The organism is Paraburkholderia sp. (genome assembly GCF_035656215.1).
Lineage (GTDB): Bacteria > Pseudomonadota > Gammaproteobacteria > Burkholderiales > Burkholderiaceae > Paraburkholderia.
Window position 1 is genome coordinate 26,670 of record NZ_DASRSY010000150.1, and the last position, 11,654, is coordinate 38,323.

The following is an 11,654-nucleotide window of genomic DNA, read 5'->3' on the forward strand; positions in this document are numbered from 1 at the left end:
TGGCAAATGTTGAAGGAAGATCATCGGAACGGGAATCACCTGCTCTCCGTGCTGGACGAGGCGGAATGGACTCGCGTCGCTCCGCATCTGGTGCCAGTGGACCTTTCGTTGGGGCAGGTCATCTACGAGGCCGGCGACCGTCTCGACCATGTCTATTTCCCGGCGACATCCATCGTTTCGTTGCTGTATACCCTGGAGAATGGCGCATGCGCCGCAATTGCCATCGTGGGCAACGAAGGGATGATCGGCATCGCACTCTTCATGGGCGGTGAATCCACGCCGAGCCGGGCGGTTGTCCAAAGCGCCGGACGCGCATATCGACTGGATGCCGCCATCCTGAAAGAGGAATTCCATCGCGTGGGGGCGGTGCAACGCCTGTTGCTGCGCTATACCCAGGCTCTGATCACGCAGATGGCTCAGACCGCCGTGTGCAACCGGCATCACTCAATTGACCAGCAACTGTGTCGGTGGCTGCTTCATAGCCTTGATCGGCTGCCGTCGAATGAACTGATAATGACGCAGGAATTAATCGCCAACATGCTCGGCGTCCGGCGAGCCAGTGTGACAGACGCGGCGGTGAAACTGCAGGATGCCGGGCTGATCCGTTACAGCTATGGTCGTATCGAAGTGCTGGACCGACCTGGACTCGAAAAGCGTGCGTGCGAGTGCTATGAAGTTGTCAGGAGAGAGTGCGAAAGACTGCTGCCTGATGTGAAGGCGCTGTGACAGGTCCAACTTCCACGCAGTTGGGGGCCCGCTCTTCCATTACAGATCAACCTTGGCGCGACCGCTTTGTGACATCGAGAGCTCACTACTCCTCGACAAGGGACGGCGCATCAATTGCGAGCGGCCGTCGCACATAGCGCAACCAAGCGTGACAGACTTTTTTCTTTCATGACCGACTTTATTTCTTCTGGTCAGTGATGACCCGCACGCCAACTCCGCCCACCATTTACTTGACATCTAAACTATCGAAGCCTAAATTACATTCCAGAGCAAAGTCTACGTGGGAGAGTCAGCATGCGCATCGTCTGTATCGGCGGCGGCCCGGCAGGGTTGTACTTCGGCCTGTTAATGAAGGGCCGGAACCCGGCGTATGACGTCACGGTGATCGAACGCAACCGCCCTTACGACACCTTCGGCTGGGGCGTCGTGTTCTCCGACCAGACGCTCGGCAACCTGCGCGCCGCCGACGCCCCGAGCGCGGACGCGATCCTCGACGCCTTCAATCACTGGGACGACATCGAGATCAATTTCCGCGGCAGGCAGATTCGCTCGTCGGGTCACGGCTTCTGCGGCATTGGCCGCAAACGTCTGCTGAATATCCTGCAGGCGCGCTGTGAAGAACTGGGCGTCAAACTGGTTTTCGAAACCCAGGTCACGGACGACACAACCTACGAAGCCGACCTGATCGTCGCCTGTGACGGCGCCAACAGCGCAATCCGTCAGAAGCACACCGCCACCTACAAGCCCGCCATCGACATGCGCGATTGCCGCTTCGTCTGGCTCGGCACTAAAAAGCTCTTCGACGCTTTCACCTTCGCCTTCGAAGAAACCGAGTTCGGCTGGTTCCAGGCCCACGCCTATCGCTTCGACGATCAGACCTCCACCTTCATTGTGGAAACACCGGAGCGCGTGTGGCGCGCCGCCGGTCTCGACGAAATGAGCAAGGAAGACAGCATCGCGTTCTGCGAGAAGCTGTTCGCCAAGTATCTGGACGGCAACGCGTTGCTATCGAACGCAGCGCATTTGCGCGGGTCGTCGCAATGGATCCGCTTCCCGCGCGTTGTCAACGAGGAATGGGTGCATTGGCGCGGCAACGCCGACGGCATGCAAACACCGATCGTGCTGATGGGCGACGCGGCGCACACCGCGCATTTCTCGATCGGCTCGGGCACCAAGCTCGCACTCGAAGATTCGATCGAGCTTGCCAACAGCATCGGCGCGCATCCAGGTGATTTGCCCGCTGCGTTGAAGCACTACACGGATGTCCGCAGCATCGACGTATTGCGCATTCAGAACGCCGCGCGCAATTCGACGGAATGGTTCGAGCATGTCGATCGCTATACGTCGTTCGAGCCGGAACAGTTCGCGTATTCGCTGCTGACGCGCTCGCAGCGCATTTCGCACGAGAATTTGCGTGAGCGTGACGCAGGTTATCTCTCGACATTCGAAGACTGGCTCGCCCACCGCTCAGGCGTTGACCGCGCGCCTGAAAAACACTCCGTTCCGCCGATGTTCACGCCCTTCACGTTGCGTGGCGTCACGCTGAAAAACCGCGTGGTCGTCTCGCCGATGGCGCAATACTCCGCCGTCGACGGCATTGCCGGTGACTATCACCTGATGCATCTCGGTGCCCGTGCAATGGGTGGCGCCGGGCTGGTCATGACGGAAATGACCTGCGTGTCGCCCGAAGCACGCATCACGCCCGCCTGTCCCGGCATGTACGCACCGGAACATCTCACGGCGTGGAAGCGTATCGTCGACCTCGTGCACAGTCAGTCGGACGCGAAGATCGGTATTCAGCTGGGGCACTCCGGTGCGAAGGGCTCCACACGTATCGCGTGGGAAGGCATCGATCAGCCGCTTGACGAAGATAACTGGCCGCTCGCGTCCGCTTCGTCGCAGCAATATTTGAGCGGTGTCAGTCAATATTCGCACGAAGCCACTCGAGACGAACTGAACGAAATAGAGGCGCAATTCGTACGCGCCACGCAAATGTCCGCAGAAGCAGGCTTCGATTGGCTCGAACTGCATTGCGCACACGGTTACTTTCTGTCGAGCTTCCTGTCGCCGTTGACCAACCAGCGCACCGACGAATACGGCGGTCCGCTCGAAAATCGTCTGCGCTATCCGTTGCAGGTCTTCAAGGCGATCCGCGCGGTCTGGCCGCAAGACAAGCCGATTTCCGTGCGTATTTCCGCTAACGACTGGGTCGAAGGCGGCACCACGCCCGACGACGCTGTGCAGATCGCAAGTGCCTTCAAAGCGGCAGGCGCCGACATGATCGACGTCTCGTCGGGCCAGGTCAGTAAGCAGGAAAAGCCCGTGTATGGCCGCATGTTCCAGACGCCATTCGCCGATCGTGTACGCAACGAGGCCGGTATCGCAACGATCGCCGTTGGCGCGATCTCGGAAGCGGATCACGTGAACAGCATCATCGCAGCGGGCCGTGCGGATCTCTGCGCGATTGCGCGCCCGCATCTGGCGAATCCGTCGTGGACGCTGAATGAAGCCGCAAAAATCGGCTATTTCGACGTGATGTGGCCGAAGCCTTATACGGCAGCTAAGTCGCAACTCGAACGCAATCTCGAACGTGAGCGTGCCCAGGTTGCGGCGAATGCCGGTCTGTCGCCACAGGAACGCGCGCAACGTGCGGAGGGAACCACGTGAATACGTCCATCAGAACGCTCGCGGGACAGCATGCGGTGGTCACCGGCGGGGGCAGCGGCATTGGCGCGGCAGTAGCCGAAGCGCTGTTGCGTGCCGGCGCTCGCGTCACCTTGATGGGACGCAACGCACAACGTCTCGATACGCAGCGGGAAATTTTCAACGGACTCGGCGAGGTCGCCTGTATCAGCGTCGACGTGGCTGACGAAGAATCTGTCGAGAAAGCATTCGCACAGGCCGGCGCAATCGATATCCTCGTCAACAACGCCGGTCAGGCGCAAGCTGCGCCGTTCGCGCACACCGACATGGCGCTCTGGCAGCGCATGCTCGACGTGAACCTCACGGGCGTGTTCCTCGGCACGCGCGCCGTATTACCCGGCATGCTCGAACGTGGCCACGGCCGCATCGTCAATGTCGCGAGTACGGCAGGGCAAATCGGCTATGCCTACGTCGCGGCGTACTGCGCCGCGAAACACGGGGTGATCGGTCTGACGCGATCACTCGCGCTGGAAGTGGCGACGAAAGGCATCACCGTCAATGCCGTGTGTCCCGGCTACACGGAGACCGAACTCCTGCACGCATCGCTCGAACAGATCACCAGCAAGACCTCGCGCACCGAACAACAGGCGCGCGAAACCTTGCTTCGCTCGAATCCACAACATCGTTTCGTGAGTCCGGAACAGGTTGCCAATGCGGTGCTATGGCTCTGCCAACCTGGTTCGGACGCAATCACGGGCCAATCGATTTCCATCTCCGGTGGAGAAGTAATGTGACCAAGTCGCCGAACATCAAGAGGTCCTCATCGGTCGAAGTCAAGCCGCCGCGTAAGGGCGTTGCCAAACCAGCGGAGAACGTCGTGGATCTGGAAATGAGCACCGGCGCCGATAGCCACATGGGCCTGCGTTTGTGGCTGCGGATGCTGACCACGACCAACCTCGTGCAAGCCGAGCTGCGCAAGCGATTGCGCAACGAATTCGACACCACGCTGCCGCGCTTCGATTTGATGGCGCAGCTTGAACGTCATCCGGAGGGTCTGAAGATGACCGAACTGTCGCGCCGTTTGATGGTGACGGGCGGCAACGTGACCGGCATCACGGATCAGCTCGAAAAAGAAGGGCTGGTGTCGCGCGACACCGATCCGAACGACCGCCGTTCGATCAGCGTGTGCCTCACGCCCACTGGTCGAAAGGCGTTCGACAAGATGGCAGTCGCGCATGAGCAATGGGTCGTCGAACTGTTTGGCGGCCTGAGTCTCGATGAAAAATCGCGGACCCATCAGCGCCTCGGCAAACTTAAGAAACATCTGCTGGACAGTCTGAAAGACTGATTCGCACAAAACCGCTGGAGACATTCATGACACGATCCAACGCCGACGCGCTACTGGCCGGCAACCGCTTGACGCTCGCCGGTTACGAGGCGCGGCACTTCGGCTGGTCGGTCGCCGACAAGGTCGCGACGATCACGCTGAACCGCCCCGAACGCAAAAACCCGCTGACGTTCGAATCGTATGCGGAGTTGCGCGATCTGTTCCGCCAACTTGCCTATGCGACTGACGTAAAAGCGGTCGTGATACACGGCGCAGGCGAGAACTTCTGCTCCGGCGGCGACGTGCATGACATCATCGCGCCACTGATCGATCTGCCGATGCCGGAACTGCTGCTGTTCACGCGCATGACCGGCGATCTGGTCAAAGCAATGCGCCACTGCCCGCAGCCCATCATTGCCGCGGTCGACGGCGTCTGCGCCGGTGCCGGCGCGATTCTCGCGATGTCGTCCGACATGCGCCTGGGCACCGCGCGCAGCAAGCTCGCGTTTCTGTTCTCGCGTGTCGGTCTGGCGGGCTGCGATATGGGCGCTTGCGCAATCCTGCCGCGCATCATCGGTCAGGGACGCGCCGCCGAATTGCTGTTCACCGGCCGCTCGGCGAGTGGCGACGAAGGCCACGCCTGGGGTTTCTATAACCGACTCTGCGAACCGGCGGCGCTCCTCGCGGACGCACAAAAGCTTGCCGCTGATCTCGTCGCCGGTCCGACGTTCGCGCACGGCATCACGAAGAAGATGCTGCACCAGGAATGGAGCATGAGCATCGACGAAGCGATCGAATCGGAAGCACAAGCACAGGCAATCTGCATGAGCACGCGCGATTTCGAACGTGCGTATAGCGCGTTTGCCGCGAAGTCGCGCCCGGTGTTCGAAGGAGATTGAGTTGAGCACTCACAGCGATAAAAGCGATATGGATCTGCACAGCGCGCTGGCCTGGCCGTTCTTCGAACCCGGCCATCGCGAACTGGCTGCGGGTATCGAAGCATGGTGCCGCGCGAATCTCTCACACGTAGAGCACGACGACGTCGATGCGGCCTGCCGCCACCTGGTCCGTGAACTCGGCGCGGCAGGCTGGCTGAAATACGGTGTCGGCGGCGTTGCCTATGGCGGCAACGGCGACACCATCGACACACGCGCCGTCTGCCTGCTGCGCGAAACCCTCGCCAGGCATTCCGGTCTCGCGGATTTCGCGTTGGCGATGCAAGGACTCGGCTCAGGCGCGATCTCGCTCGGCGGCACACATGAGCAAAAGACGCGCTACTTGCCGCGTGTGGCAAACGGTACGGCCATCGCCGCCTTCGCCTTGTCGGAACCGGAAGCTGGCTCGGACGTCGCCGCGATGTCCCTCTCAGCACGCGAAGACGGCGACGCCTACATCCTCGACGGCGACAAGACGTGGATCTCAAACGGCGGTATCGCCGATTTCTACGTAGTGTTCGCCAGAACCGGCGAAGCGCCCGGCGCACGCGGCATCACCGCCTTCATCGTCGATGCCGACACGCCGGGTCTGGAAATCGCCGAACGCATCGACGTGATCGCGCCGCATCCGCTGGCGCGTTTGCATTTTGCCGGCGCACGCGTGCCGCGCAGTCAGATGCTCGGCGCACCGGGCGAGGGTTTCAAACTCGCGATGCGTACGCTGGATATTTTCCGCACGTCGGTGGCGGCTGCGTCCTTGGGCTTTGCACGGCATGCCATGGCTGAAGGTCTCTCGCGTGCGTCGTCGCGCAAGATGTTCGGACAGACGCTCGGCGATTTTCAGCTAACGCAAGCCAAGCTCGCCCAGATGGCATTGACGATCGACAGCAGCGCATTGCTGGTCTATCGCGCAGCCTGGCTGCGCGATCAGGGCGAAAGCGTCACGCGTGAAGCCGCAATGGCCAAGTGGCACGCAAGCGAAGGCGCGCAACAGGTGATCGACGCCGCCGTGCAACTCTATGGCGGCATGGGGGTGCAAAGCGGCACCCCCGTCGAGATGCTGTACCGCGAGATTCGTGCATTGCGGATCTATGAAGGCGCGACTGAAGTGCAGCAGTTAATTGTCGGCCGCGACCTCCTGAAGGCCCACGCTGCGGAAACCATCAAGGACGCAGCGAAATGAACACGACCTTTCAAAGACCGGTCCGCATCCGCTTTCAGCACTGCGATCCCGCCGGCATCGTGTTTTTTCCGCAATATCTGGTGATGACCAACGCGCTGGTCGAAGACTGGTTCAACGAAGCCCTGCATATCGACTATGCGCAGATGATCGCGCAACGTCGTATCGGCTTGCCGATCGTCAAACTCGATTGCGAGTTTTCGCGGCCGAGCCAGATGGGCGAAACGATCACGCTGGCACTCAACGTCACGAAGGTGGGGCGCCGCTCGATCAGCATCGAGATCGTCGGCCAGCACGGCGACGAAACTCGCTTCAACGCAAAACAGGTACTGGTCACGACATCGCTCGAAAGCGGCACATCCATCGATATTCCCGACGACATCGCGAGCGCGCTCGCGATGTTCGCCCCACAGCCCGAATCTATCGAGGCGCATCGCTCATGAAAAAAGCTCTCCTCCCCGCCGGTTGGATCCAGCCGCGCGGCTACGCGAACGGGGTCGCGGCAACCGGTACGCAAGTGTTCATCGCCGGCCAGATCGGCTGGGATGAACAGGCGCGCTTTCAGACCACCGACTTCGCGCAGCAAGCCATCCAGGCGCTCAAGAACGTAGTCGCCGTACTGCACGCCGCAGGCGGCACACCCGAGCATCTGGTCCGCATGACGTGGTACGTCACGGACAAGCGCGAGTACCTCGCCGCGCTGAAAGACATCGGCCGAGCGTTTCGCGAACTGATCGGCGACTACGACATCGCGATGAGCGCGGTACAGGTGGTTGCATTGATCGAAGACGAAGCCAAGGTCGAAATCGAAGCCACGGCAGTGATTCCCCAGTAAGCACACGAAACACGAAACCCACCAAGCCAACCGAAGCGCATTCAGCCGGCTCAACGCCCGGGGAGACCATGATGGAACCGTCAGCACACGTCGATACCTTCGCGCGCGACAATCTGCCGCCGCAGGATCAATGGCCTGTCTTTCTGCTCGACAACCCGGACGTTGCCTACCCGGCGCGCTTCAATTGCGCGACGGAACTACTCGACGCGACCATCGAAGCCGGCCATCGCGATCATCCGGCGATCTGGTCGGACGTAGAGGGGAAGCCGCAGGCAACCACCTACGGTGAACTGCTTGCGCTCGTCAATCGCAGCGCGCATGTGCTGGTCGACGAAATGGGTTTGCAGCCGGGTAACCGCGTGCTGCTGCGCGGACCGAACACGTTGCATATGGCTGTGACGGCGCTCGCCGCGCTGAAGGCCGGCCTCGTGGTAGTGCCCACCATGCCGCTGCTGCGTGCGAAAGAACTCAAGCAGATCATCGAAAAGGCACAGGTCAGCGCCGCGCTATGCGACGCGCGCCTGACCGATGAACTCGCGCGATGCAACAACCCGCAAGACGAGTTCTACTGCGCGGGCCTGAAGCAAACACGCCTGTTTCATGACGATTCCGCCGATTCGCTCGACACCCTCGCGATCAATAAACCGGACCACTTCACCGCCTGCGACACCGCCGCTGACGACGTCTGCCTGATCGCCTTCACCAGCGGCACGACAGGCGCGCCGAAGGGCTGCATGCATTTCCATCGCGACGTCCTGGCGATGTGCGATCTGTTTCCGCGTCATGTTTTAAAACCTTCATCGAGCGATATTTTCTGCGGCACGCCACCGCTCGCCTTCACATTCGGCCTTGGCGGCCTGCTGTGCTTTCCGCTGCGAGTGGGTGCGTCGACGGTGCTGATCGAGCGGCTCACGCCCGAGACCTTGCTGCAAACGGTCGAACACTTTCACGCAACGGTCATGTTCACCGCGCCGACGTTCTATCGGCAAATGGCGCCGCTCGTTGCGCATCACGACGTTTCAAGCCTGAAGAAAACGGTATCGGCGGGAGAAGCGTTGCCGGATTCGACGCGCCGTCTTTGGCACGACGCAAGCGGCATCGACTTGATCGACGGGATCGGCGGCACGGAACTGATCCACATTTTCATCTCAGCGCAAGGCGACGAGATTCGTCCGCACGCCATTGGCCGCGCGGTGCCGGGCTACATCGTGCAAGCCGTGGATGACGCCATGCAACCCGTTGCGCCCGGCACGATCGGCAAACTCGCGGTACGCGGGCCGACGGGCTGTCGTTATCTGGCCGACGAACGGCAAAGCCGGTTTGTCCGCGACGGCTGGAACCTTCCCGGCGACTCGGTCTATCTCGACGAAGACGGCTACGTGTTTTATCAAGCCCGCGCCGACGACATGATCGTCTCCGCCGGCTACAACATCTCCGGCCCGGAAGTGGAAAGCGTCCTGCTGCAACACGACGCGGTGGCCGAATGCGGCGTGATCGGCGTGGCCGACGAGACCCGGGGGCAGATCGTCAAGGCCTTCGTGGTGCTGAACCCAGGTTATGCGCCGGACGACAAACTGGTCGCGCAACTGCAAGATTTCGTGAAAAATAGCGTAGCGCCGTATAAATACCCACGCGTCATCGCTTTCGTCGGCTCGCTGCCGCGCACCGAAACCGGCAAGCTCAAACGCTTTGAGTTGCGTACACTCGTGTAGCCCCTCTTTCCGCGGCAACTATTTTGCATGGGATCGGAGTAAGCGCTGAAGCGCTAACTCCGATCGACACAGGAGACACACCGTATGGCCGCCTCTTTCGTCGAAGTCGTCGCCCAGGATGGCGGCCGTTTCAATGCCTACGTCGCACGTCCGGCGCAAGGCTCGGGCCCGGGGCTCGTCCTGCTGCAGGAGATTTTTGGCATCAACGAGACAATGAAGTCGATGGCCGACCGATTCGCAGAAGAAGGTTATGTGGTGCTGGTGCCAGATCTGTTCTGGCGGATCAAGCCGGGCATCTCGCTCGGCTATGGTGAGGCCGATATGAAGCAGGCGCTCGACTATCTCGGGCGCTTCGATATCGATCTCGCCGTCGACGATATCGCGGCAACAGTCGCGACATTGCGCACCTTGCCCGAGCAGGCCGGCAAGGTGGGCACAGTCGGTTACTGTCTCGGCGGCAAACTCGCGTTTCTGAGTGCGGCACGTACTGACGTGGACTGTGCGGTCGGCTACTACGGCGTCGGTCTCGAAGCGTATCTGCATGAAGTACCGGCCGTGCGCTGTCCAATGGTATTCCATTTCCCCGAAAACGACGCGCACTGTCCGCCCGAAACGCGCGAGCGGATCAGCGCCGCATTGCGTACGCGTCCACAGATCGAGCAATACGTGTACCCGGGTTGCGATCATGCATTCGCCGCGCCATCGCGCCCGCAGTACGACAAACCCGCCACGATGATGGCCTATTCGCGCACGCTCGCCTTGCTGCGCAAAGTGCTGGGACCGGTCTACGATCTGAACGCGTTGTGGGAAGCACATTGCTACTACGAGTTCGCCACGCGCGACGTCGATGCCGTCATGCCGACCATGGTCGCGCAACCCTACGTCAATCATGTGCCCACCATGACAGGCGGCGTGGGGCATGACAATCTCAAGCGTTTCTATACGCATCACTTCGTCAATTCGAATCCCGCCGATACGAAGCTGATTCCGATCTCACGCACGATCGGCGCGGATCGCATCGTCGACGAATTCATTTTCAGCTGCACGCATAGCTGCGAAATCGACTGGTTGCTGCCCGGCGTCGCGCCAACCGGTAAATATTTCGAAGTGCCAATGCTGGCGGTGGTGTGCTTTCGCGGCGACAAGCTGTACAACGAGCACATCTATTGGGATCAGGCATCGGTGCTGGTGCAGGTCGGCTTGCTGAATCCCGAGGGACTGCCGGTGGCCGGCATCGAAAGCGCGCGCAAGCTGCTCGATGAGACGTTGCCGTCGAATCAGTTGATGGGCGCGAAGTCGCGGGTGTGAAGTACAGGGTGTAACGCCCGGGTGTGATGTTTAGCCAGGGGCGAGCAACTAGAGCCACTCCTCAGCACAACATCCCTATGATGTGACTCTTCACAGCCCACCGTCCTTCGACCCATGCTGATCGTCCATCATCTGAACAACTCCCGCTCGCAACGCGTGTTGTGGCTGCTCGAAGAACTCGGCGTTCCGTACGAGATCAAGCGCTACGAGCGTGACCCGAAAACGATGCTGGCGCCGCCCGAATTGCGCGCGGTGCATCCGCTCGGCAAGTCGCCCGTCATTACCGACGACGGCCAGACCCTCGCAGAATCCGGCGCAATCATCGAGTATCTGGTCGACAAGTACGGTCAAGGCCGCTTTGCGCCCACTGCGGGCACGCCGGATCGGCTGCGTTACACCTACTGGCTGCATTATGCGGAAGGCTCGGCGATGCCGCCGCTGCTGCTCAAACTGGTCGCCCTGCGCATTGCCAGCGCGCCGATGCCGTTCTTTGCCAAGCCGATTGCCCGCAAGATCGCGTCGACACTGCAATCGAGCTTCGTCGATCCGCAGTTGAAGCTGCACCTCGGCTACATCAACAAGGAACTGAGCACGACTGGCTGGTTCGTCGGCAGTGATTTCACGGCGGCTGACGTTCAGATGAGTTTTCCGCTCGAAGCCGCCACCGCACGCGGCGGCATGGAAGGGCAGATTCCCGCAGTGGTCGAATTCCTGAAGCGCATTCACGCGCGGCCGGCTTATCAGCGGGCGTTGGAGCGCGGCGGCAAGTACGAACTGCTGGGTGGCGATTGACGGCGACGCCGCCCAGGAATTCGTAGTTGTGGGTCGAAAGTCGCGGGTGCTAGGCCTGATATGACTTTCCGTGTCAATCGGGATCGGTTTTCGTTTTCCTCTGGTGGGTGCATAAATTTCCTGGAGGCGGCGTAGCAGTAAGTCTCGACGGTGGATCGCACTGATATCCGCGGGTTGGTTACCGCATTACAGAGGT

At 60.8% G+C, this 11,654-nt stretch carries 11 protein-coding genes; all 11 read left to right on the top strand.

Annotated elements, in window-relative coordinates:
• Window positions 1–6: 6 nt before the first annotated feature.
• The 11 genes from VFE81_RS08740 (at window position 7) to VFE81_RS08790 (ending at window position 11,458) form a co-directional block, all read left to right on the top strand.
• Complete coding sequence (locus VFE81_RS08740) at window positions 7–726, top strand: Crp/Fnr family transcriptional regulator (RefSeq protein ID WP_325044212.1); 720 nt, start codon at window positions 7–9, stop codon at window positions 724–726.
• A gap of 294 nt (window positions 727–1,020) precedes the next feature.
• Window positions 1,021–3,393, top strand: coding sequence for a bifunctional salicylyl-CoA 5-hydroxylase/oxidoreductase (locus tag VFE81_RS08745; RefSeq protein WP_325044213.1), 2,373 nt, complete (start codon window positions 1,021–1,023; stop codon window positions 3,391–3,393).
• Complete coding sequence (locus tag VFE81_RS08750; RefSeq protein ID WP_325044214.1) at window positions 3,390–4,163, top strand: SDR family NAD(P)-dependent oxidoreductase; 774 nt, start codon at window positions 3,390–3,392, stop codon at window positions 4,161–4,163. The genes VFE81_RS08745 and VFE81_RS08750 overlap by 4 nt, the downstream gene beginning before the upstream one ends.
• Window positions 4,160–4,717, top strand: coding sequence for a MarR family transcriptional regulator (locus VFE81_RS08755; protein ID WP_325044215.1), 558 nt, complete (start codon window positions 4,160–4,162; stop codon window positions 4,715–4,717). The genes VFE81_RS08750 and VFE81_RS08755 overlap by 4 nt, the downstream gene beginning before the upstream one ends.
• Before the next feature lie 26 nt (window positions 4,718–4,743).
• Window positions 4,744–5,595, top strand: coding sequence for an enoyl-CoA hydratase family protein (locus VFE81_RS08760; protein WP_325044216.1), 852 nt, complete (start codon window positions 4,744–4,746; stop codon window positions 5,593–5,595).
• Window positions 5,596–5,623: 28 nt separating this feature from the next.
• Window positions 5,624–6,814 carry an acyl-CoA dehydrogenase family protein gene (locus VFE81_RS08765; protein WP_325044224.1) on the top strand — a complete coding sequence of 397 codons (1,191 nt, stop codon included), beginning with the start codon at window positions 5,624–5,626 and terminating at the stop codon, window positions 6,812–6,814.
• Window positions 6,811–7,254 carry a thioesterase family protein gene (locus VFE81_RS08770; protein ID WP_325044217.1) on the top strand — a complete coding sequence of 148 codons (444 nt, stop codon included), beginning with the start codon at window positions 6,811–6,813 and terminating at the stop codon, window positions 7,252–7,254. The genes VFE81_RS08765 and VFE81_RS08770 overlap by 4 nt, the downstream gene beginning before the upstream one ends.
• Complete coding sequence (locus tag VFE81_RS08775; protein ID WP_325044218.1) at window positions 7,251–7,646, top strand: RidA family protein; 396 nt, start codon at window positions 7,251–7,253, stop codon at window positions 7,644–7,646. The genes VFE81_RS08770 and VFE81_RS08775 overlap by 4 nt, the downstream gene beginning before the upstream one ends.
• 71 nt (window positions 7,647–7,717) lie before the next feature.
• Window positions 7,718–9,358 carry an AMP-binding protein gene (locus tag VFE81_RS08780; protein WP_325044225.1) on the top strand — a complete coding sequence of 547 codons (1,641 nt, stop codon included), beginning with the start codon at window positions 7,718–7,720 and terminating at the stop codon, window positions 9,356–9,358.
• An 84-nt stretch (window positions 9,359–9,442) separates the two neighbouring features.
• Window positions 9,443–10,666 carry a dienelactone hydrolase family protein gene (locus tag VFE81_RS08785; RefSeq protein ID WP_325044219.1) on the top strand — a complete coding sequence of 408 codons (1,224 nt, stop codon included), beginning with the start codon at window positions 9,443–9,445 and terminating at the stop codon, window positions 10,664–10,666.
• Window positions 10,667–10,780: 114 nt separating this feature from the next.
• On the top strand, window positions 10,781–11,458 hold the full coding sequence (locus VFE81_RS08790; protein ID WP_325044220.1) for a glutathione S-transferase: 678 nt from the start codon (window positions 10,781–10,783) through the stop codon (window positions 11,456–11,458).
• Window positions 11,459–11,654 lie beyond the last annotated feature (196 nt).

What these genes read in the sequence shown, in the direction of transcription:
- VFE81_RS08785 (WP_325044219.1), top strand. Translation starts at nt 9,443, where the DNA reads ATGGCCGCCTCTTTCGTCGAAGTCGTCGCCCAGGATGGCGGCCGTTTC.
- VFE81_RS08770 (WP_325044217.1), top strand. Translation starts at nt 6,811, where the DNA reads ATGAACACGACCTTTCAAAGACCGGTCCGCATCCGCTTTCAGCACTGC.
- VFE81_RS08775 (WP_325044218.1), top strand. Translation starts at nt 7,251, where the DNA reads ATGAAAAAAGCTCTCCTCCCCGCCGGTTGGATCCAGCCGCGCGGCTAC.
- VFE81_RS08740 (WP_325044212.1), top strand. Translation starts at nt 7, where the DNA reads ATGTTGAAGGAAGATCATCGGAACGGGAATCACCTGCTCTCCGTGCTG.
- VFE81_RS08765 (WP_325044224.1), top strand. Translation starts at nt 5,624, where the DNA reads ATGGATCTGCACAGCGCGCTGGCCTGGCCGTTCTTCGAACCCGGCCAT.
- VFE81_RS08760 (WP_325044216.1), top strand. Translation starts at nt 4,744, where the DNA reads ATGACACGATCCAACGCCGACGCGCTACTGGCCGGCAACCGCTTGACG.
- VFE81_RS08780 (WP_325044225.1), top strand. Translation starts at nt 7,718, where the DNA reads ATGGAACCGTCAGCACACGTCGATACCTTCGCGCGCGACAATCTGCCG.
- VFE81_RS08790 (WP_325044220.1), top strand. Translation starts at nt 10,781, where the DNA reads ATGCTGATCGTCCATCATCTGAACAACTCCCGCTCGCAACGCGTGTTG.
- VFE81_RS08745 (WP_325044213.1), top strand. Translation starts at nt 1,021, where the DNA reads ATGCGCATCGTCTGTATCGGCGGCGGCCCGGCAGGGTTGTACTTCGGC.